The following is a 21,196-nucleotide window of genomic DNA, read 5'->3' on the forward strand; positions in this document are numbered from 1 at the left end:
AGTGAGCAGCGGGATGTCGGATCGTGCGTCAGTCGGCGGCCGTGAACGGGCCGATCCGGAAGAGCACCTCGGGCTCGTGTCCCCCGTCGGGGAAGTGCTCCGCGCCGAACAGCGGACTGCGGACGAGTTCGCATCCCCGGGCCCGCGCGAACGACTCGAACATCGCGGTCGACGCGGCGTTGTCCGGGGTGACGGTGGCCTCCATGTACCGGTGGCCGCGGCCGGCGAGGCGGTCGGCGAGGTCGTCGAGCATGCGGCGGGCCAGGCCCTGCCCGCGGTGGTCGTGGTCGACGGCGACCTGCCAGACGAAGAACGTGTCGGCGCTGGACGGACGGGTGTAGCCGGTGATGAAGCCGCAGGCCGAGCCGCCGTCGCGGGCGACGACGGAGGTGTCGGCGAAGTCGCGGCACCAGAGCGTGTAGCTGTACGGCGAGTTGACGTCCAGGACCTTGGAGTCCCGGGCGAGCCGCCACATCTCGGGCCCGTCGGTAAGGCTGGGCTCCTGGAGTCGCACGTCCTCGTTCGTCTCGTTCGCGTCCGGGCGTCGGGTCGGTGTTTCCAGGGATTGCGCTGCCATGTCCAGGCAACTTAGCGAATCTCGGCCCGTGATCGCAGAGGAATGTTATCTGCGAGATGTTTAGCCAGGCTGCGCAGTGGGTATGGTGATACGCTTAACAATTTCTAGTGAAATTAAGTCGGTGCGGCGTCACCGCTGAGGCGCCATTTCCCTGCGATACGCAGGAGGTACTGCCGACCGCGCGTCCGGAGGCGTCGATCGCCTTCCTGAACGGAAGCTTAATGTCCTGTCATCGCTTGCAGAGGCATTTTGTGTATCGGTTGTGTGAGGTAAGTCACATAGATTTAACGTCAACGGCCCGGGTGCGGTGGGCGTCACGTCGGCCGGCCCCGGGAGGGCCTCTCATCACTCCTGGTGGGGCGGGTGGGAGCGGTGGCGCCGGCGCGGGTTCTGGGAGGGGCGCGGGCTGTCCCGCAAGCCCCCGAAGGGCTTACCTCGACGTCAGGGTGAACGCACGCACAGGTAAGGCGATCGCAGGTTTCGGACGTTCAGGACGTCCGCCGCAGGGGGTTCTGGACACCGCGGGCCGAACCTGTTTCGGACGGGCCGCAACAGCGCTCAGTGAGGAACCGTAAACGGAGGGACCGGCGCCGGGACGCCGGAGAGGGGATGCGGGGACGGGCCAGGGCGGTCCGAGGCCCGTCCGGCGGCTCAGCGGGTGCGGGCGAACCTGTCGGTCGCCTCGATCAAATGGTGGAGGATTCCCGGCTCACTGTAGGCGTGCCCGGCGTCGTCGACGATGTGGAAGTCCGCCTCCGGCCACGCGCGGTGCAGATCCCACGCCGTCGCGACGGGCGTGCACACGTCGTAGCGGCCCTGCACGATGACCGCCGGGATGTGCCGGATCTTGTCCACGTCCCGGATCAGCTGGTCCTCCTCGAAGAACCCCTCGTTGACGAAGTAGTGGTTCTCGATCCGGGCGAACGCCACCGCGTAGTCGGGCTCGCCGAAGCCGCCCGCCAGCTCCTCGTCGGGGCGCAGCGTGAGCGTCGACCCCTCCCACGTCGACCAGGCGCGCGCGGCCGCCACCCGCACGTCGCGGTCGGACGAGTTGAGCCGCTCGTGGAACGCGGAGATGAGGTCCTCGCGCTCGTCCTCCGGGATCGGCTCGACGTACCGCTCCCACAGGTCGGGGAAGATCAGCGACGCGCCCTCCTGGTAGAACCAGTACAGCTCGAACGGCCGCAGCGTGAAGATGCCCCGCAGCACCAGCTCGGTGACGCGCTCCGGGTGCGACTGCGCGTACGCCAGGGCCAGCGCGCTGCCCCAGCTCCCGCCGAACACGAGCCAACCGTCGATCCCCAGGTGCTCGCGGAGCCGCTCCATGTCGGCGACCAGGTGCCAGGTGGTGTTCGCCTCCAGCGACACCTCCGGGTCCTTGGCGTGCGGCTCGCTCCGGCCGCAGTTGCGCTGGTCGAACAGCACGATCCGGTACGCCTCGGGATCGAACTGCCGGCGGTGCGCAGGGCTGCACCCGCCGCCCGGGCCGCCGTGCAGCATGACGGCGGGCTTGCCGTCCGGATTGCCACATACCTCCCAGTAGATGCGGTTGCCGTCACCCACGTCGAGCAGCCCGGACTCGTACGGCTCGATCGGCGGGTACAGGGTGCGAAGCTCCATGGCCCGGAATTCTCGCACCCGCGCGCGCCCGCGCGTGCGCCCGACCCCGAAAGCCCCCACCCCGCCCCGCGCAGCCGCCCGTGTGGCCGTCCGTGCGGCCGTGCCGTGCAGTCGTGCGGTGCGGTCGTGGTCGGGCGGCCATGCGGACGGGGGTGGTGGGTGCTCGGGAGGTTTCGGGCTCGGTGTGTTCGTTCGTCCGGTCTTCGCGGGGCGTGCCGGGGTGGCGTTCGGGTGTGAGTCATGGCACCGTCCGGGGAAGCCCGCAACGGACCCGCGCGGGACCGTGATAGGGGGTTGATCAGGCGCGCTGCGTGCGTGAACGCCGGATCGGGACCACGAAACTAAACCCCAAACTGGGCAAACGTTTCGCCGGTCCGGACTAGAGTGCCTTCCGTGAGCGAAGCGACGAGCCTGCGGGCGAGGAGTGAAGCGAGCGCCATGTCCACGGGCGGCCCCGCGCACACGACGTGCACACCAGCCCCGCGAACGCGGCCCCGTGCCGCCAGTCGAGGAGAGCAGTGAGCGAGCTGAACGGATCGGGTGGTTCGCGCGGAGTCCCGGACCCGGGCTCCCCCTGGCCCGCGATGGGACGCGACCCGTCGCGCGGGTCGGACGTCTCCGTGCCTGCCGCCCAGCAGCCGATCCAGATGACCAAGTCGGACCCGCCCGGCGACACCGTCCGGCCGGAGCCCGAGCAGCCCGAGGCGCAGCCCTGGGACATCGTCGAGCGGCTCCGCCAGATGGCCGACCTCATCGGCGACGCCCTCGCCGCCGGGGAGCGCAAGGTCTCCGAGGCGCAGAACGACGCCGCCTCGCAGGTCTCGGCCCTGCAGGCGGAGAAGGAGTCGGCGCAGCGGGACGCGGCCGCCGCGTGGGGCGAGGTGCAGCGTGCGCGGGGACAGGCCGAGGAGGCCGACCGCCGCGCCGTCGAGGCCGAACGCCGCGTCACCGAGGCGCAGAACGAGGCCGCCTCGCAGGTCTCGGCCGTCCAGGCGGAGAAGGAGTCGGCGCAGCGGGACGCGGCCGCCGCGTGGGGCGAGGTGCAGCGTGCGCGCGGGCAGGCCGAGGAGGCCGACCGGCGCGCCGTCGAGGCCGAGCGCAAGATCGCCGAGGCCGAGCGCCGCGCCACCGAGGTCCAGAACGAGGCGGTCACCCAGATCGCGGCCCTCCAGACGGAGAAGGAGGCCGCCCAGCGCGACGCGGCCGCCGCCTGGAACCAGGCCCAGCAGGGACGCGCCCAGGCCGACCAGGCACGCGGACAGGCCGAGCAGGCCCGCGTCCAGGCCGACCAGGCGCGCGCGCAGGCCGAGCAGGCCCGCACCCAGATGGAGCAGGCGCAGGGCCAGGCCGCGCAGGCGCGGGCCCAGGCGGAGCAGGCCGAACGCCGCGTCGCCGAGGCGGAGGCGACCGTCCGGCAGGCCATCCAGCAGCGGGACGCCATGAGCGAGGCCCGCGACGACGCCCTGCGCGCCGTCGAGGACGCCGTCGGCGGCCGCCGTGCGGCCGAGGCCGACCGCGACCGCGCCGCCGAGCAGGCCGCCGAGCTGTCCCGGGCGCTGGAGACCGCGCACGCCGAGCTGACCGCGCTGCGCGCGAAGGTGTCCGACGCGGAGATGACCGCGCAGAACCTGCAGCACGCCGTGGTCGCCGCCGGCAAGGAGGCCGACGAGACCCGGCGCCGCGCCGAGGCCGCCGAGCGCCGCGCGCAGGAGAACGACCGCCGCGCCCAGGACGCCGAGCGCCGCGCCCAGGAGTCCGAGCGGCGCGCCACCGACGCGCAGCGCCGCGCCGAGGCCGCCGAGGCCGAGCGGCAGCAGGCCCTCGACACCGCCGCCCAGTCGCTGGAGGCGGCCAAGAAGGCCGAGCGCGAGCGCGACGCCGCCGCCAAGGGCCGCGAGGACGCCGAGCGGGCCCGCGAGGCGGCCGTCCAGGGCCAGGCCCGCGCCGAGTCCGAGCTCACCCTGGCCCGCGGCCGCGCCGACCAGGCCGGCCGGGAACGGGACAAGGCGGTGGCCGGGATGCGCCAGATGGCCGCCGAGCGCGACGCCGTGGCCGAGAAGCTCGCCGAGCGCGACCAGTGGGTCGACCAGCTGGCCCAGGCGGTCACCGAGCAGCGCGCCGCGATCGCCGAGCTGTCCCAGGAGCGCGACGCCGCCAAGAACGCCGCCGACCAGGCGCGCTCGCTGATCGACGAGCTGACCCGCCAGCTCCGCACGATCATGCCCACCGCGGCCACGCCCCGCCTCTGACGCACGGAAGACCGAACGGGACGGTGCGACCGCGCCGTCCCGTTCGTCGTCACGACCCGGCCCGCCCCTCGGATCGAGCCGCCGCCACAGAGCCACTCCGACCGCCGCGACGCCTCAGGGCCCGGATTGTCGGCATCGTGCGGGGCCGCCCGCGCCGCCTCGGGGGGCGGACTGTCGGCGGTGGGGGCCGCACCTGCCGCTCGGGGGCGGGCGGCATGATGTCGGGTTCGGCGCCCGCCGTGCGGCGGGCCATCGGGGCGTGTTCGGTGGTGGGTGCGTTCGGACGGTTCGGCCCCTGACCAGGAGCGGGGCGCTGCCGGACGTTCGCCCTCCGGACACCTCACCGGCGCGCGGCTGTTATCCTGGTGGCCCGTGGACAGTGAGCCTTTTCCAGGCTCAACGCGGTACCGTCCGCATCGCAACGACCACGGGAGCGCCTTCTTGCCTTCGGCAGCCACTGGTAGAACTCGTCCTACCAAGCATCTCTTCGTCACCGGCGGTGTCGCCTCCAGCCTCGGCAAGGGTCTGACGGCGTCCAGCCTGGGCCGGCTACTCACCCTCCGCGGCCTGCGGGTCACCATGCAGAAGCTCGACCCCTACCTCAACGTCGACCCCGGCACGATGAACCCCTTCCAGCACGGCGAGGTCTTCGTCACCGACGACGGCGCCGAGACCGACCTGGACATCGGGCACTACGAGCGCTTCCTGGACACCGACCTCCACGGCTCCGCGAACGTCACCACCGGCCAGGTGTACTCGAACGTCATCGCCAAGGAGCGGCGCGGGGAGTACCTCGGCGACACCGTGCAGGTCATCCCGCACATCACCAACGAGATCAAGGACCGGATCCGCGGCATGGCGGACGGCTCCGACGGCGCCGAGGTCGACGTCGTGATCACCGAGGTGGGCGGGACGGTCGGCGACATCGAGTCGCAGCCGTTCCTGGAGGCCGTCCGGCAGATCCGGCACGAGATCGGCCGCGAGAACTGCTTCTTCCTGCACGTCTCGCTGCTGCCCTACATCGGCCCGTCCGGCGAGCTGAAGACCAAGCCCACGCAGCACTCGGTGGCCGCGCTGCGCTCCATCGGCATCCAGCCCGACGCGATCGTGTGCCGCTCCGACCGGCCGATCACCGACGGGCTCAAGCACAAGATCAGCATGATGTGCGACGTCGACCGCGACGCGGTCGTCTCCGCCGTCGACGCCGCCAGCATCTACGACATCCCGAAGGTGCTGCACGCCGAGGGGCTCGACGCCTACGTCGTCCGCCGCCTCGACCTGCCGTTCCGGGACGTCGACTGGGGCGCGTGGGACGAGCTGCTGCGGCGCGTCCACCGGCCCGCGCACGAGGTCACCATCGCCCTCGTCGGCAAGTACATCGACCTGCCCGACGCGTACCTGTCGGTCACCGAGGCGCTCCGGCACGGCGGGTTCGGCAACGACGCCAAGGTCCGCATCCGCTGGGTGAAGAGCGACGACTGCGAGACGCCCGAGGGCGCCAAGCGCGAGCTGGACGGCGTGGACGGCGTGCTGATCCCCGGCGGGTTCGGCGTCCGCGGCATCGAGGGCAAGCTCGGCGCCGTCCGGCACGCCCGCGAGAACGGCGTCCCGCTGCTCGGCATCTGCCTCGGCCTGCAGTGCATGGTGATCGAGGCGGCCCGCAACCTCGCCGGGATCCCCGGCGCGGGCAGCGCCGAGTTCGACGCGACCACCGCCGACCCCGTGGTGGCGACCATGGCCGACCAGCTCGACGTCGTCGCCGGCGAGCGCGACATGGGCGGCACGATGCGGCTCGGCCTCTACCCCGCCGACCTCGCCGAGGACTCGATCGTCCGGGAGCTGTACGGGGAGTCGAAGATCTCCGAGCGGCACCGGCACCGGTACGAGGTGAACAACCTCTACCGCGACCGGCTGGAGGAGTCCGGGCTGCGGTTCAGCGGCCTGTCGCCGGACGGCCGGCTCGTCGAGTACGCCGAGCTGCCCCGCGACCGGCACCCGTTCTTCGTCGGCACGCAGGCGCACCCGGAGTTCCGCTCCCGGCCGACCCGCCCGCACCCGCTGTTCACCGGCCTGATCGCCGCCGCGATCGGCTACGCCGGGGAGCACGGCCGAGGCCGGGCGCACGGCGCCGTGACCGCGCCGTGAGCGGCCTCGGCCCGGACGACGTCCGAGACCGCCCGGAGCGCTGGCGCGTCGTGGAGGAGACCACGGCCTTCAAGGGGCACGTGTTCAACGTCCGGCGCGACCGGGTGGAGATGCCGCGCGGCGACGGCAGCGAGGTCGTCGGGCGGGACGTGATCGAGCACCTCGGGTCGGTCGGCGTGATCGCGCTCGACGACCGCGACCGCGTCCTGCTCGTCCGCCAGTACCGGCACGCGGTCGGGCGGCTGCTGTGGGAGGCGCCCGCCGGGCTGCGGGACGTGGCCGGGGAGCCCCTGCACGAGCTCGCGCGGCGCGAGCTGCTGGAGGAGGCCGGGTACCGGGCCGAACGCTGGGACACCCTCGTCGACGTGTACCCGTCGTCCGGAATGTCGGACGAGCGGGTCCGCATCTTCCTCGCCCGCGACGTCACCGAGGTCCCCGCCGACCAGATCGACTTCGAGCGGATCCACGAGGAGGCCGACATGCCCGCCGTGTGGGTGCCGCTCGACGAGGCCGTCCGGAAGGTCCTCGCCGGTGAGGTGCACAACATGATCGCCACGACCGGCATCCTCGCCGCGCACGCCGCCCGCGCCGCCGGGTTCGCCGGGCTGCGGCCGGTCGACGCGCCCGAGGGCTGAGGCCATCAACGCCCCCTCGCGCCGCGCGAGGGGGCATGATGGGCGGGTCCCCATCGGCCGCCACCGCCGGAAGAGGTGCCGCACTGTCTCCGCGCACGACCCGCCGCAGCACCGGACGCCCCCCGGCCGAGCCCGCCCCCGACCACGCGGCCCCTCGCGGACCGGACGACCCGGTCGCCGAGGCCGTCCCGGCGGGCACGGGGACGGCCGCGCCGGCGTCGCCGCTGGCGGCGGCCGTCGACGCCTACCTGGGGCATCTGGCGGTCGAACGCGGTCTGGCCGCCAACACGCTCAGCGCCTACCGCCGCGACCTCAGCCGGTACCTGCGGGTGATGCGGCTGATGGGCCGCACCGCCGTCGACCAGATCACCGAGCACGACGTCCGCGGCTTCCTGCTCGTCCTGCGCGAGGGCGACCCCGACCATCCGCCGCTGTCGGCGGGCTCGGCGGCGCGCGCGCTCGTCGCCGTCCGCGGCCTGCACCGGTTCGCGCTGCGCGAGGGCCTCGCCCCGGACGACCCCGCCCACGGCGTCAAACCGCCGACGCCGCCGCGCCGCCTCCCGAAGGCGATCTCCGTGCAGGACGTCGAGCGCCTGCTCGCCGCCGCGTCCGGCTGGTCCGCCGCGGACGGCCGCACCGCCCGCGGCCTGCGGGACCGCGCCCTGCTGGAGCTGCTGTACGGGTCGGGCGCCCGGATCTCCGAGGCCGTCGGGCTGGACGTCGACGACCTCGACCTCGCCGAGGGCGTCGCCCGCGTGGCCGGCAAGGGCGGCAAGGACCGCGTCGTCCCCGTGGGGGACTACGCCGTCCGCGCCGTCGACGCCTACCTCGTGCGGGCCCGTCCCGAACTGGCCGGGGCGGGACGGGGCGGCCCCGCGCTGTTCCTGAACGCCCGCGGCGGGCGGCTGTCGCGGCAGGGCGCGTGGATGGTGCTGCGCGCCGCCGCCGAGCGGGCCCAGCTGTCGGACGTCTCGCCGCACACCCTCCGGCACTCGTTCGCCACCCATCTGCTGGACGGCGGGGCGGACGTGCGCGTCGTCCAGGAGTTGCTCGGGCATGCGTCGGTGACCACCACTCAGGTCTACACTCTCGTCACGGTGCAGCTCCTGCGCGAGGTGTACGCCACCTCGCACCCCCGTGCGAGGAGCGCCTGACCGGCCGCCTTACCGGGCGGGAATTCTCGGTGATGCGGCACCGACAAATACCGACGATCGGCGCGCGTCGCCTTGTGAGGGCATGGTAGGGGGCCATAGAGTCCCCGTTCTGGACGGCATTTCCGGCCGCCGGGGAGGGATCTGGTGACCAGCACGAACGGTGCGGACGGGCTGTCCTCCGCCACCATAGAGACCGATCCGAGTCGGGCCCTCGGCCCGACTCAGCGACCCGTGCCCGAATTCCCGGAACCTGAGATCCTGGCCGAGCACGGGCCCGCGCGCATCGTCGCCATCTGCAACCAGAAGGGCGGCGTCGGCAAGACCACGACGACGATCAATCTGGGCGCCGCGCTCGCCGAGTACGGCCGCCGCGTCCTGCTCGTGGACTTCGACCCGCAGGGCGCCCTGTCGGTGGGCCTCGGCAAGGGGGACCCGCGCCAGCTCGACGTGACGATCCACAACCTGCTGCTCGAGGCCGACACCGAGTGGGAGGACGTGGTCATCGATACCAGCGTCGAGGGCATGGACCTCCTACCGAGCAACATCGACCTGTCGGGGGCGGAGGTACAGCTCGTCCACGAGGTCGGGCGCGAGTACATCCTGCAGCAGGCGCTGAAGTCCGCCATCCCGCACTACGACTACATCCTGATCGACTGCCAGCCGTCGCTCGGCCTGCTCACGGTCAACGCGCTGGCGGCCAGCGAGGGCGTGCTGATCCCGCTGGAGTGCGAGTACTTCGCGATGCGCGGCGTCGCGCTGCTGATGGAGACGATCGAGAAGGTGCAGGGCCGGATCAACCCGACCCTGGTCATCGACGGCGTGCTCGGCACCATGTACGACTCGCGCACGCTGCACACCCGCGAGGTGCTCGGGCGGATCGTCGAGGCGTTCGGCGAGAAGGTGTTCCACACGGTCATCAACCGGACCGTGCGCTTCCCCGACGCGACCGTCGCCGGCGAGCCGATCACCTTCTTCGACCCCAACTCGATGGGGGCGAACGCCTACCGCGCGCTGGCGCGCGAGGTCCTCGCCAAGTGGGCCGCCTAGCCCGACCCGAGCGACGGGACGCGTAAAAGTGAATCAGTACGGGGCGCCGCCCGTGCCGCCGCCGTCGCCGCCCGGGCACGGCGGCGGACCGTCGAGGAACGCCATCGTGATCGTGGTGGCCGTGGCCGTCGTGGCCATCGTCCTGGTGGCCGCCGGTGTGTTCCTGGCGATCCGTTTCGCCGGCACGCAGGAGCGCGGGGCCGGGTCGTCCGGTGCGGCGCCCGACCGCCCCGTGGAGCTGCGGATGCCGCTGGAGTTCACGCAGGTCGCCGACGAGCGGCCGGGGCGCCCGTGCCCGTCCGGGTTCCTGCCCGACGGCACCGCGGACGGCTGCCTCCTGCTGCAGTCCGGCGGCTTCCAGGTGGCGCGCGTCGACGCGATCAAGTCCGCCCCGCCGGAGGCGTCGACGACGTGGGGGGTCGAGGTGACGCTCACCGGGGACGACGCGAAGGCCTTCGCGCGGCTGACCGAGAAGGCCGCGGCGGAACCGGCCGGGACGCCCGGCCGGCGGATCGCCGTCGTGGTCGGCGGCGAGATCGTCTCGGCGCCGGTGGTGATGCAGCCCATCACCGACGGCGAGGTCCTGATCAGCGGTGACTTCACCCAGACGCAGGTCGACGGCCTCATCGAGCGCATCACCGGCGGCTGACCGGCGTCCGGACCGCCCGCCCCGGCCCCGAACGTGCCCGCGCACCCGCCGCGGCATGGGACGATGTGGCCGGTGGACGGCGTGGCGGAACGGGGGGAGGAGCGGGTGGGCTCCGCTACGGTGAGCGACGTGGAGGAGACGCCCCCGGAGACGACGCCGCCGGACGCGCCGCGACCCGGGCCGGACGACGGTGCGGAGACCGCCGAGGAGGGCGGGTTCCACGTCCACCTGGACAACTTCGACGGGCCGTTCGACCTGCTGCTCGGGCTGATCTCCAAGCACAAGCTCGACATCACCGAGGTGTCCCTGCACAAGGTCACCGACGACTTCATCGCGCACATCCGGTCCCACGGCAAGGACTGGGACCTCGACCAGGCCAGCCACTTCCTGCTGGTCGCCGCGACCCTCCTGGACCTCAAGGCCGCGCGGCTGCTGCCGTCCGGCGAGGTCGACGACGAGGAGGACCTCGCCCTGCTGGAGGCCCGCGACCTGCTGTTCGCGCGGCTGCTCCAGTACCGCGCGTACAAGGAGGTCGCGCAGGTCTTCGCGGCGCGCATCGCCGAGCACGGCCGCCGCCACCCCCGCCTCGTCCCGATGGAGCCGCGGTTCGCCAACCTGCTGCCCGACGTGCTCCTCGGCCTCGGCCCGGACGAGTTCGCCCGGCTCGCCGCGCGCGCGATGGCGCCCAAGGCGCCGCCGTCGGTGTCCGTCGAGCACATGTACCAGCCGAAGGCGAGCGTCAAGGAGCAGGCGGAGATCGTCGTGGCGATGCTGCGGCGGCTGCGCAACACGACGTTCCGCGTGCTGGCGGCCGACGCCGACGGCACCTACGAGGTCGTCGCGCGGTTCCTGGCGCTGCTCGAGCTGTACCGGGAGCAGGCCGTCGCGTTCCGCCAGGACGAGCCGCTAGGCGAGCTGCACGTCGCCTGGACCGGCACCGACGAGGGCGACGTCGCGGTCGGCGACGACTACGAGGGCGCCCCGAGACCCGCCGAGGGCGCCGACGGCGCCCCGCGGGACCCCGGAGACGGGGAACCCGGGGACGCCGAGGAGACGGGGGACGCCGAGAACGCCGAGGACGCGGGGGACTCCGCGGGCGCCCGCGACGACGATGAGGGGGGACGATGACCCAGGAACCGATCACCGCCGAGCCCGGCGGCCCGCTCGACGCCCCGGACGGCCCGACCCTGCACGCCGCGATCGAGGCGATCCTGCTGGTCGTCGACGAGCCCGTCGCCGAGATCACGCTCGCGCAGCTGCTGGAACGGCCCCGCCCGCAGATCGCGGCGGCCGTCCGGGAGCTGGCCGCGGAATACACCGCGCAGGGTCGCGGGTTCGACCTCAGGGAGGTCGCCGGCGGCTGGCGGTTCTACACCCGGGACGTGTGCGCCCCGGTCGTGGAGCGCTTCGTGACGGACGGGCGGCAGGCGCGGCTCACCCAGGCCGCGCTGGAGACCCTCGCCGTCGTGGCGTACCGGCAGCCGGTGAGCCGCGCGCGCGTGTCGGCGATCCGCGGCGTCAACAGCGACGGCGTCATGCGGACGCTGGCGCTGCGCGGCCTCATCGAGGACGCCGGCCAGGACCCGCAGTCGCAGGCGCACCTGTACCGCACCACCGGGTACTTCCTGGAGCGGCTGGGGCTGCGCGACCTCGACGAGCTGCCCGAGCTCGCCCCCTACCTGCCCGACGACCTGCCCGACGAGATGGTCGAAGACCGACCGACATGATCGAAGACCGACCGAGCTGATCGATGATCGAGGAAACGTGAGCGAGAACGAAGGCGTGCGGTTGCAGAAGGTCCTGGCCGAGGCCGGGATCGGCAGCCGCCGCCACTGCGAGGAGCTGATCGGCGAGGGCCGCGTCACCGTGAACGGCAAGAAGGTGTTCCGGTTCGGCGAGCGCGTCGACCCGGACCGCGCCGTCATCCACGTGGACGGCCGGCGGGTCGAGACCCGCTCCGAGATGCGGTACTACATGATCAACAAGCCGCGCGGCGTGGTCAGCACGATGGCGGACGAGCGGGGCCGCAAGTCCCTCGCCGACTACGTGGAGGTGCCCGAGCGGCTGTTCCACGTCGGCCGGCTCGACACCGACACCGAGGGGCTGATCCTCCTCACCAACGACGGGGAGCTGTCGCACCGGCTGACCCACCCGAGCTACGGCGTGTTCAAGACCTACCTCGCCGAGATCCACGGGCCCATCCCGCGCGACCTCGGCAGGCGCCTGAAGGCCGGGGTGACGCTGGAGGACGGGCCCGCGAAGGCCGACAAGTTCCGGATCTTCGACCAGGTCGGCCGCCGGGTGCTCGTGGAGATCACCCTGCACGAGGGGCGCAAGCACATCGTGCGGCGGCTGCTGAAGGAGGTCGGTTTCCCGGTGCAGCAGCTGGCCCGCGTAGAGTTCGGGCCCATCAAGCTGGGGCAGCTGAAGCCGGGCGGGATGCGCGCGCTGACCGTCCGGGAGGTCGGCGAGCTGTACAAGGCCGTCGGGCTGTAGCCGCGGGCGGACGACGACGAGGAGGGGAGTGCAGGTGGCGGTACGCGCGGTCCGCGGGGCGACGCAGATCGACGCCGACGACCGGGACCAGATCCTGGAGGCGACGACGGAGCTGGTGAACGAGGTGATGAGCCGCAACGCGCTCGGCACCGACGACGTCATCAGCGTGATCTTCACCGTGACGCCGGACATCACGGCGGAGTTCCCGGCGCTCGCCGCGCGCAAGCTCGGGTTCCACGAGGTGCCGCTGCTGTGCGCGACGGAGATCGGCGTCCCGCACGCCCTCCCGCTGGTGATCCGGCTGATGGCGCACATCGAGACGGACCGGCCGCGCTCGGACGTCCAGCACGTGTACCTGCGCGGGGCGACCGCCCTCCGGCTCGACATCGCGCAGTGACGCGCACGCACGCGCAACAGGCGGGACATCGCAGTGAATAGGGTGACGGCGTGAAAGACGAACTGGCGGACCTGCGGATCATCGTGGTCGGCACGGGCCTGATCGGCACCTCGATCGCCCTGGCCGCCCGGGAGCGGGGCGCCGAGGTGCTGCTGACCGACCGGGACGCGGCGGCGCTGGAACTGGCCGTCGAGCTCGGCGCCGGGCGGGCGCTGCCGGACGGCGCCCCGGACGGCCCCGCCGACCTGGCCGTCCTCGCGGTGCCGCCCGCCGCCGTGGCGGTGACGCTGCTGGACGCGCAGAAGCGCGGCCTCGCGTCCGTCTACACCGACGTGGCGAGCGTGAAGGCGCTGCCGCTGGCGCAGGCGGCCGAGCTGGGCTGCGACATGTCGGTGTTCGTGCCCGGCCATCCCCTGGCGGGCAGCGAGCGGTCCGGGCCGGGCGCCGCCCGCGCGGACCTGTTCCTCGGCCGCCCGTGGGCGCTGACCCCCGGGCCGGAGGCCGACCCGGACGCCGTGGCGCGGGTGAGCGCGCTGGCGCGGGCCTGCGGCGGGATGCCCGTCACGGTGGACGCGGCCGAGCACGACCGGGCGGTCGCGCTGGTGTCGCACGGCCCGCACGTGGTGTCGGCGGCGGTCGCGGCCCGGCTGACGGGCGCCGACGACACGGCGCTCGGCCTCGCGGGCCAGGGCGTCCGGGACGTCACCCGGATCGCCGCCGGGGACCCGAAGCTGTGGATCGGGATCCTGGCCGCGAACGCGCAGCCGGTCGCGGACGTCCTGGAGGGCGTGGCGACCGACCTCGCGGTGGCCGCGTCGCTGCTGCGGGACGGCAGCGAGGGCGCCGCGGCGCACGTCGCCGACCTGCTGCTGCGCGGCAACGCGGGCCGGTCCCGCATCCCGGGCAAGCACGGCGGCGACCAGTCCGCGTACACGCCCGTCCAGGTGGTGATCCCGGACCGTCCGGGCGAGCTCGCGATGGTGTTCCAGGCGGCGGGGATCGCCGGGGTCAACATCGAGGACGTGACGATCGAGCATTCGCCGGGCCGCCCGCTGGGCGTCCTGGAGCTGTCGGTGGCCCCCGAGGCCGCCGACCGGCTCGCCGACGAGCTGCGCGCCCGGGGCTGGTCGGTGCCGGGCCGGCCCACCGGGGGCTGAGCCGCCCGCGACACGGCGCCGGGGGTGGCCGCGGGCCGGTAGCCTGATGCGCCGGGGCTCGTACGGGGGACGCGCACGCCGCGCTGCGGCGGGACGAGCGCCGCCCGTTCGCCCGACGGCCGCGCCGTGGGGCGCTCCGACGAACAGAGAAAGGGAGCGATCGTGCCGCTCGTCATCGCCATGGACGGACCCTCCGGGTCGGGCAAGTCGAGCGCCTCCAAGGGCGTGGCCCGCGCGCTGGGCCTGCGTTACCTGGACACCGGTGCCATGTACCGCGCCATGACCTGGTGGATGCTGCGCGCCGGGGTGCCGGTGGAGGACGCCGGCGCCGTCGCGGCCCGCGCGCTGGAGCCGGCGATCGAGGCGGGCACCGACCCGGACGCGCCGACGATCGCGGTGGACGGCGAGGACGTGTCCGGGCCGATCCGCACCCGCGAGGTGACCAACGCGGTCAGCGCGGTCAGCGCCGTCCCGGCGGTCCGCACCCGGCTCGTCGACCTGCAGCGCGAGATCATCGGTGCGGGCGGCATCGTGGTGGAGGGCCGCGACATCGGCACGGTGGTCGCGCCGGACGCCGCGGTGAAGGTGTTCCTGACCGCGAGCGAGGAGGCCAGGGCGGAGCGCCGGGCGAAGGAACTGGCGGCCGACCCGGGCGCGTCGGTGCGGGTCACGCAGGCCGAGCAGGCCCGCCGGGACCGGATCGACTCGACCCGGAAGGCGTCGCCGCTGACGAAGGCGGCCGACGCGCACGAGATCGACTCGACCGAGCTGGGGCTCGGCGAGGTCATCGAGGCGGTCGTCCGCCTCGCCAAAGAGCGGGAGTGAGCGGGCCGTACGGCGCCCGCCGGGGAAGCACAGTGAGCGAATACGAGATCGATACGGTCGACATGGAGACGGTCGACGTCGGCGCCGAGGTCGGCGCGGACGAGGGGCCGGCGCCGGTGGTGGCGGTCGTCGGCCGCCCGAACGTCGGCAAGTCCACGCTGGTCAACCGGATCCTGGGGCGCCGCGAGGCCGTCGTCGAGGACGTCCCGGGCGTCACCCGGGACCGGGTCGCCTACGACGCGACGTGGAGCGGGCGGCGGTTCACCGTCGTCGACACCGGCGGCTGGCTGCCGGACTCGTCCGGGCTGGCCGCGGCGATCGCCGAGCAGGCCCGGCTGGCGGTCGACCTCGCCGACGTCGTGATGTTCGTGGTCGACGCGACCGTGGGCGCCACGGACGTCGACGAGGCCGTGGTGGAGATCCTGCGGCGCGCGGGCAAGCCGGTGGTGCTGGTCGCGAACAAGGTCGACGACGCGGGCGCCGAGGCGGACTCGGCGCTGCTGTGGTCGCTCGGCATCGGCGAGCCGCACCCGGTCAGCGCACTGCACGGGCGCGGCAGCGGCGACCTGCTGGACGCGGTCCTGGAGGCGCTGCCCGAGGAGCCGCCGGCCGAGACGTTCGCGGAGGCGGGCGGCCCGCGCCGGGTGGCGCTGCTGGGACGTCCGAACGTCGGCAAGTCGAGCCTGCTGAACAAGCTCGCGGGGGAGAACCGCGCGGTCGTCGACGCGGTCGCCGGGACGACCCGCGACCCGGTCGACGAGCTGATCGAGCTGGGCGGCCGGGAGTGGCGGTTCATCGACACCGCCGGGATCCGGCGGCGGCACCGGGAGAACCAGGGCGCCGACTTCTACGCGACGCTGCGGACGCAGTCGGCGCTGGAGCGGGCCGAGGTCGCGGTCGTCCTCGTCGACGCGGGGGAGCCGCTCGCCGAGCAGGACCTGCGGATCATCTCGATGGTGATCGAGTCGGGCCGCGCGCTGGTCATCGCCTACAACAAGTGGGACCTGCTGGACGAGGAGCGCCGCCACTACCTGGAGCGCGAGATCGACCGGCAGCTGCACAACGCCCGGTGGGCGCCGCGGGTGAACATCTCCGCGAAGACCGGACGGCACGTGGAGAAGCTCGTCCCCGGGATCGACACGGCCCTGGAGGGCTGGGGCACCCGGGTGCCGACGTCCAAGCTGAACCAGTTCTTCGCCGACCTGGTGAACTCGCACCCGCACCCGGTGCGCGGCGGGAAGCAGCCGAGGGTGCTGTTCGCGACGCAGGCGGGCGTGCGCCCGCCGCGGTTCGTGCTGTTCACGTCCGGGTTCCTCGAGGAGGGGTACCGGCGGTTCATCGAGCGCCGGCTGCGCGAGGAGTTCGGCTTCGAGGGCACCCCGCTGGACGTCACGATGAAGATCCGCGAGAAGCGCGGGAAGGGCCGCAAGTAGGCCCCGACCCCGATCACGGCCCGTCCGGGTCCTTCCCCGGGCGGGCCGCGACGTGTCAGGATGCAATCAGCGGGCGCGAGTAAGTTGTCCATTACTCGAGGGGTGCTTACGTGAAGCTGCTGTTGTTCCTTTCCTGTGCCGTCGCGTGCGTCGCGCTGAGCTTCGCCTGGCGGGAACCGTGGATCGGCGGCGTCGGCCTGCTGTTCGGGTTCCTGGCCATGTTCACCGACCGCGACGACGTCCAGGTGGACGACGAGAAGCGCAGCTACGAGACGACGAAGGCCGTCCGCAACATGCGCGGCGGCAACCGCTAGAAGGGCTCGGACCCGCGCTCACCGGCCACCGGGCGGTCGCCGGACGGCGGCCGGTTCTCCCGGGCGTACCGGCCGAACGTCATGGGCTGCGTCGTCCGCTCCGCCGGTTCCGGACGTCCGGAACCGGACGGCTCGCGGGCGTCGGGCGGCCCGTGCGGCCCGGACGGTGCGTGCGGTGCGTGCGGTTCCGCGTGCGGGCCGGCGTGCGCCGCCTCCCGGACGCCGACGACGGCGAAGCGGCCGAGCGCGAGCGCGGCCAGGAACACCACGACGACGCCGAGCGCGGTGAAGCCGGCGAGTTCCGCGGCGAGCCGCCGCCCCTCGCCCGTCCCGAGCGGCGCGCCGACGCCCCGCCCGTCCCAGAGCACCGCGACCTGCCGTCCGACGACGAACCAGGCCCCGCCGAGGGCCGCGAGCCACGCTCCGGCCATCGCGACCGCGCGGTTCGCGCTCGCGAGCACGATGAGGCCGCCGATCCCGGCCGCCGCGGCGGGCGCCACCGACAGCAGCAGCCGCTCGTCGGAGTAGACCCACGGCTCGTCCGGCGCGAATCCGAAGCCGGCGTAGGGCCCGGCGAAGGGCAGGAGCCCGCCCCACAGGCCCGCCAGCACGAGCAGCGTCCCGCTGAGGGCGCCCCGGCTGCGGGGTATCCGCATGGTCCCAGTCATGATCGATCCCTCCTGACCGGGCTCCGATGGAATTTGAACTCCCTTTACCCGTGGTCGCGCCCTCCACACGGCCGCGAGCGCCGGCACGGCCCGAGGGGGCGCCGTGCGGTCAGACCGCGCGGGAGTGCAGGTCGGGGTGGTCGGGGTCGATGTGCCAGCTGACGATCCGGGTCGGGCGGATGCGGATCAGGTCGTCGCTGAAGAAGCCCCGGCCGATGTGCATGGTGCCCTTGACCAGCTCGGCGACGCCGCGGATCTCGACGCCGCGGCCCCAGCCGGGCTTGACGGCGTCGGGGTCGTCGGCCGGGGCCATGTCGTCGACGAGGAACGACACGTGCGGGGCGGCCCGCACGTTGCGGTACTTGCGGCTGTTCGCGTTGTCGGGGCCGCCGATGTCGATGGTGCCGTCGTCGTTCAGCCGGAAGCCGACCGGCCGCGTCTGCGGGGCGCCGTCGGGGCCGATCGTGGACAGGCGTCCGAGGCCCTGCGCGGCGAGGTAGGCGCGTTCGGCGGCGGTGAAGGGATCGGTGATGGTGTCCATGCCACGACGGTAGAACCTCAAGTCTGGTCGAGGTCAAGTGTTCGTCGCATGTGCCGGTCGAATTCTTGATACGACTCGCAATCTCTGGATGATCTGCCGAATGGGTCTCGAATCTGCGAGGCACTAGGGTTGCCGCGTGACGACATTCGGGATCGGCGAGGCCGCGGTGCTGCTGGGCGTGAGCACGGACACCGTGCGGCGGTGGGTGGACGGCGGGCGGCTCCCGGCCGCACGGGACGAGCACGGGCGCCGGCGGGTGCCCGGGCCCGAACTGGCGGCGTTCGTCCGGGACCAGGCGCGCGGCGGCCTCGGGGAGCACGGCGAACGGTCCTCCTCGGCGCGCAACCGCATGCGGGGCATCGTCACCGAGGTGATCCGCGACGGCGTCATGGCGCAGGTGGAGATCCAGGCCGGCCCGTTCCGGGTGGTGTCGCTGATGAGCCGCGAGGCGGCGGACGAGCTGGGGCTCGCGGCGGGCGTGGTCGCCGAGGCCGTCGTGAAGTCCACCAACGTCGTCGTCGAGCTGCCCGACGCGGGCTGAGGGGGAGACGTGTTCCAGCGCATCACGGCCGCCGCCGGATCGCTCGCCCTGCTCGCCGCCATCGCCGGATGCGGCGAGGTGGACGACGCCTCCGGGGACGGCGGCGGACGGACGCTGACCGTGTTCGCCGCGGCGTCGCTCACCGAGACGTTCACCGAACTGGGGGAGGAGTTCGAGGAGTCCCACCCCGGGACGGACGTCCGCTTCGGTTTCGCCGGGAGTTCGACGCTCGCCCAGCAGATCACCCAGGGCGCGCCCGCGGACGTGTTCGCCTCCGCCAGCCCCGCGACCATGAAGACGGTGACGGACGCCGGCGACGCGGCCGGCGACCCGCGGGTGTTCACCACGAACCGGCTCGTCATCGCGGTCCCCAAGGACGATCCGGGCCGCGTGCGGACGGTCGGCGACCTGGCGCGCGACGGACTGCGGGTCGTCCTGTGCGCCGAGCAGGTGCCGTGCGGCGCGGCGGCGCGCACGGCGCTGGGCGCGGCCGGGGTGGCGGTCGAGCCCGTGTCGCGGGAGAAGGACGTCAAGGCCGTGCTGACCAAGGTGCGGCTCGGGGAGGCCGACGCCGGACTCGTCTACCGCACCGACGCGAAGGCCGCCGGAGGGGACGTCACGGGCATCGAGTTCGCGGCGGCGGCCGAGGCCGTCAACGAGTACCCGATCGTCCGGGTCGCGCACGCGCCGCAGCCGGGGCTCGCGCGGGAGTTCATCGACCTCGTGACGGGGCCGCGCGGCCGGGCCGTGCTGGGCCGGACCGGATTCCAGGCGCCGTGACCGCACCGGACACCGTCCCGGGCCGCCCGCCGCTGGTCCTGGTGCTGCCCGCGCTCGCCGGGCTCGCGTTCCTCGTGCTGCCGCTCGCCGGGCTGCTCGTCCGCGCGCCGTGGTCGACGCTCGGCACCCGGCTGGCGCGGCCGGAGGTCCTGGACGCGCTCGAACTCTCGCTGGTCACCGCGACGATCGCGACCGTGCTGTGCGTGCTGTTCGGCGTGCCGCTGGCGTGGACGCTCGCGCGCGTGCCGTTCCCCGGCGTCCGGCTCGTCCGGGCGCTGGTCACGGTGCCGCTGGTGCTGCCGCCGGTGGTCGGCGGCGTCGCGCTGCTGCTGGCCGCCGGGCGGCGGGGGATCCTCGGCGGCCCGCTGGAGTCGCTGGGGATCACGCTGCCGTTCACCACGGCCGGGGTGGTGCTCGCGCAGGCGTTCGTCGCCATGCCGTTCCTCGTGATCAGCGTCGAGGGGGCGCTGCGCGCCGCCGACCTGCGCTACGAGGAGGCGGCCGCGACCCTCGGCGCCACCCGCTGGACGACGTTCCGCCGCGTCACGCTGCCGCTCGTCGCGCCGGGCGTCGCGGCGGGGGCGGTCCTGTGCTGGGCGCGCGCGCTGGGCGAGTTCGGCGCGACGATCACGTTCGCGGGGAACTTCCCCGGCGAGACCCAGACGATGCCGCTGGCCGTCTACCTCGCGCTGGAGACCGACCCGCAGGCCGCGATCGTCCTCAGCCTGGTGATGCTCGCGGTGTCGGTCGTGGTGCTGGCCGCCCTCCGCGACCGCTGGACGGGCGCGTCATGACCGGCGGGACGGGTGCAGGCGCGGACGCGGGGGCGGCCGGGGCGGGCCTGGACGCGCGGGTGGTCGTGCGGCGCGGCGGGTTCGCCCTCGATCTGCCGCTGGCGGCCGGGCCCGGCGAGGTCGTGGCGCTGCTCGGGCCGAACGGCGCGGGGAAGAGCACGGCCCTGCGGGCCCTCGCCGGGCTCGTCGCGACGTCCGGCGGGCACGTGCGGCTGGACGGCGCCGACCTGCGCCCGCTGCCGCCCGAGCGCCGCCGCATCGGCATGGTGTTCCAGGACTACCTGCTCTTCCCGCACCTCAGCGCCCTCGACAACGTCGCGTTCGGGCCGCGCTGCGGGGGCGCCCGGCGCCGCGAGGCGCGGCGGGTCGCGGCCGAGTGGCTGGAGCGCGTGGGCCTCGGCGCGTACGCGTCGGCCAAGCCGCGCGAGCTGTCCGGCGGCCAGGCGCAGCGCGTCGCGCTCGCCCGCGCGCTGGCCGTCCGTCCGGGCCTGCTCCTGCTCGACGAGCCGCTCGCCGCGCTCGACGCCCACACCCGGATGGAGATCCGGGCGGCGCTGCGCCGCCACCTCGCCGGGTTCGCGGGCGCGGCGGTGCTCGTCACCCACGATCCGCTGGACGCGATGGTCCTGGCCGACCGCATCGTCGTGGTCGAGGACGGGCGGCCCGTGCAGGAGGGCGAACCGGCGGAGGTCGCGCGGCGGCCCCGCACCGACTACGTCGCGCGCCTCGTCGGGCTGAACCTCTACCGGGGGACGGCCGAAGGCGGCCGCGTCGTGCTGGGTGACGGTTCTCACACTCTGGACACTGTGGAGTCACTCACCGGTCAGGTGTTCGTGGCCTTCGCGCCATCGGCCGTGGCGCTGTACCGGACGCGCCCGGACGGCAGCCCCCGCAACCTCTGGAAGGCCCGCGTGGGAACGATCGAACGGCACGGGGACCGGGTGCGGGTACGGCTGGCGGGCGACGCCATTACGGCCCTCGCGGACGTCACCCCCGCGGCGGTCGCGGAGCTCCAATTGTCGGAAGGCAGCCCGATATGGGCGGCCGTCAAGGCCACCGAGACGCACGTTTACCCAGCTTGAGGGCGGTTATGTCCTGGTTTGGGATGAGACGTCCGGGCCGCCCGTAGTCTGGTGATATCAATCACAAAAGGGGTCGGGAAGACCCAAAAACC

22 protein-coding genes are annotated in these 21,196 nt (G+C 73.7%); 18 read left to right on the forward strand and 4 right to left on the reverse strand.

The window, feature by feature from the left end; genetic code table 11:
* Window positions 1-28 precede the first annotated feature (28 nt).
* Window positions 29-577: a diaminobutyrate acetyltransferase gene (ectA, locus tag AB0L25_RS30750; protein WP_500176230.1), complete on the reverse strand. Its 549-nt coding sequence runs from the start codon at window positions 575-577 to the stop codon at window positions 29-31.
* A 651-nt stretch (window positions 578-1,228) separates the two neighbouring features.
* Window positions 1,229-2,197 carry a prolyl aminopeptidase gene (gene pip, locus AB0L25_RS30755; protein ID WP_500176231.1) on the reverse strand — a complete coding sequence of 323 codons (969 nt, stop codon included), beginning with the start codon at window positions 2,195-2,197 and terminating at the stop codon, window positions 1,229-1,231.
* Between the two features lie 518 nt (window positions 2,198-2,715).
* Here pip and AB0L25_RS30760 point away from each other — a divergent pair.
* The 14 genes from AB0L25_RS30760 to AB0L25_RS30825 all read left to right on the forward strand — a co-directional run bounded on the left by AB0L25_RS30760 (window position 2,716) and on the right by AB0L25_RS30825 (window position 16,698).
* Entirely contained in the window at window positions 2,716-4,446 is a 1,731-nt protein-coding gene (locus tag AB0L25_RS30760) for a hypothetical protein (RefSeq protein WP_500176232.1), read from the forward strand.
* 441 nt (window positions 4,447-4,887) lie between these two features.
* On the forward strand, window positions 4,888-6,591 hold the full coding sequence (gene pyrG, locus AB0L25_RS30765) for a CTP synthase (RefSeq protein ID WP_500176233.1): 1,704 nt from the start codon (window positions 4,888-4,890) through the stop codon (window positions 6,589-6,591).
* Window positions 6,588-7,226: an NUDIX domain-containing protein gene (locus tag AB0L25_RS30770; protein WP_500176234.1), complete on the forward strand. Its 639-nt coding sequence runs from the start codon at window positions 6,588-6,590 to the stop codon at window positions 7,224-7,226. The genes pyrG and AB0L25_RS30770 overlap by 4 nt, the downstream gene beginning before the upstream one ends.
* 38 nt (window positions 7,227-7,264) lie before the next feature.
* A complete protein-coding gene (gene xerD, locus AB0L25_RS30775; protein ID WP_500176235.1) occupies window positions 7,265-8,380 on the forward strand; it encodes a site-specific tyrosine recombinase XerD in 1,116 nt (371 codons plus the stop codon).
* Between the two features lie 186 nt (window positions 8,381-8,566).
* Window positions 8,567-9,427, forward strand: a complete 861-nt coding sequence (locus AB0L25_RS30780) for a ParA family protein (protein WP_500176278.1) — start codon at window positions 8,567-8,569, stop codon at window positions 9,425-9,427.
* Window positions 9,428-9,533: 106 nt separating this feature from the next.
* Window positions 9,534-10,076: a SecDF P1 head subdomain-containing protein gene (locus tag AB0L25_RS30785; protein WP_500176236.1), complete on the forward strand. Its 543-nt coding sequence runs from the start codon at window positions 9,534-9,536 to the stop codon at window positions 10,074-10,076.
* 129 nt (window positions 10,077-10,205) lie between these two features.
* On the forward strand, window positions 10,206-11,204 hold the full coding sequence (locus AB0L25_RS30790) for a segregation and condensation protein A (RefSeq protein WP_500176237.1): 999 nt from the start codon (window positions 10,206-10,208) through the stop codon (window positions 11,202-11,204).
* Entirely contained in the window at window positions 11,201-11,803 is a 603-nt protein-coding gene (gene scpB, locus AB0L25_RS30795) for an SMC-Scp complex subunit ScpB (protein WP_500176238.1), read from the forward strand. The genes AB0L25_RS30790 and scpB overlap by 4 nt, the downstream gene beginning before the upstream one ends.
* 37 nt (window positions 11,804-11,840) lie before the next feature.
* Complete coding sequence (locus AB0L25_RS30800) at window positions 11,841-12,572, forward strand: pseudouridine synthase (protein WP_500176239.1); 732 nt, start codon at window positions 11,841-11,843, stop codon at window positions 12,570-12,572.
* Between the two features lie 34 nt (window positions 12,573-12,606).
* Window positions 12,607-12,969: a chorismate mutase gene (gene aroH, locus AB0L25_RS30805; RefSeq protein ID WP_500176240.1), complete on the forward strand. Its 363-nt coding sequence runs from the start codon at window positions 12,607-12,609 to the stop codon at window positions 12,967-12,969.
* 50 nt (window positions 12,970-13,019) lie between these two features.
* Window positions 13,020-14,126, forward strand: a complete 1,107-nt coding sequence (locus AB0L25_RS30810) for a prephenate dehydrogenase (RefSeq protein ID WP_500176241.1) — start codon at window positions 13,020-13,022, stop codon at window positions 14,124-14,126.
* Between the two features lie 162 nt (window positions 14,127-14,288).
* The gene (gene cmk / locus AB0L25_RS30815) at window positions 14,289-14,951 is read left to right on the forward strand and encodes a (d)CMP kinase (protein ID WP_500176242.1); all 663 of its coding nucleotides are present in this window, start codon (window positions 14,289-14,291) and stop codon (window positions 14,949-14,951) included.
* 32 nt (window positions 14,952-14,983) lie between these two features.
* The gene (der, locus tag AB0L25_RS30820) at window positions 14,984-16,384 is read left to right on the forward strand and encodes a ribosome biogenesis GTPase Der (RefSeq protein WP_500176243.1); all 1,401 of its coding nucleotides are present in this window, start codon (window positions 14,984-14,986) and stop codon (window positions 16,382-16,384) included.
* Between the two features lie 110 nt (window positions 16,385-16,494).
* Window positions 16,495-16,698: a hypothetical protein gene (locus AB0L25_RS30825; protein WP_500176244.1), complete on the forward strand. Its 204-nt coding sequence runs from the start codon at window positions 16,495-16,497 to the stop codon at window positions 16,696-16,698.
* Here AB0L25_RS30825 and AB0L25_RS30830 read toward each other — a convergent pair.
* Entirely contained in the window at window positions 16,695-17,366 is a 672-nt protein-coding gene (locus AB0L25_RS30830; RefSeq protein WP_500176245.1) for a hypothetical protein, read from the reverse strand. The two genes, AB0L25_RS30825 and AB0L25_RS30830, sit on opposite strands and share 4 nt — an antisense overlap.
* A 109-nt stretch (window positions 17,367-17,475) precedes the next feature.
* On the reverse strand, window positions 17,476-17,907 hold the full coding sequence (locus AB0L25_RS30835; RefSeq protein ID WP_500176246.1) for a PPOX class F420-dependent oxidoreductase: 432 nt from the start codon (window positions 17,905-17,907) through the stop codon (window positions 17,476-17,478).
* A 136-nt stretch (window positions 17,908-18,043) separates the two neighbouring features.
* Between AB0L25_RS30835 and AB0L25_RS30840 the strand changes: the two genes are divergently transcribed.
* The 4 genes from AB0L25_RS30840 to AB0L25_RS30855 are packed head-to-tail and all read left to right on the forward strand — an operon-like array spanning window position 18,044 to window position 21,104.
* Window positions 18,044-18,448, forward strand: a complete 405-nt coding sequence (locus tag AB0L25_RS30840) for a TOBE domain-containing protein (RefSeq protein ID WP_500176247.1) — start codon at window positions 18,044-18,046, stop codon at window positions 18,446-18,448.
* Window positions 18,449-18,457: 9 nt separating this feature from the next.
* Window positions 18,458-19,228, forward strand: coding sequence for a molybdate ABC transporter substrate-binding protein (gene modA / locus AB0L25_RS30845; RefSeq protein ID WP_500176248.1), 771 nt, complete (start codon window positions 18,458-18,460; stop codon window positions 19,226-19,228).
* Complete coding sequence (locus AB0L25_RS30850) at window positions 19,225-20,022, forward strand: ABC transporter permease (protein WP_500176249.1); 798 nt, start codon at window positions 19,225-19,227, stop codon at window positions 20,020-20,022. The genes modA and AB0L25_RS30850 overlap by 4 nt, the downstream gene beginning before the upstream one ends.
* Window positions 20,019-21,104: an ABC transporter ATP-binding protein gene (locus AB0L25_RS30855; protein WP_500176250.1), complete on the forward strand. Its 1,086-nt coding sequence runs from the start codon at window positions 20,019-20,021 to the stop codon at window positions 21,102-21,104. Before AB0L25_RS30850 ends, AB0L25_RS30855 begins: the two co-directional genes overlap by 4 nt.
* The last annotated feature ends 92 nt before the right edge of the window (window positions 21,105-21,196 follow it).

Origin of the sequence: Spirillospora sp. NPDC052242 (assembly GCF_040679555.1) — a bacterium.
GTDB lineage: Bacteria > Actinomycetota > Actinomycetes > Streptosporangiales > Streptosporangiaceae > Spirillospora.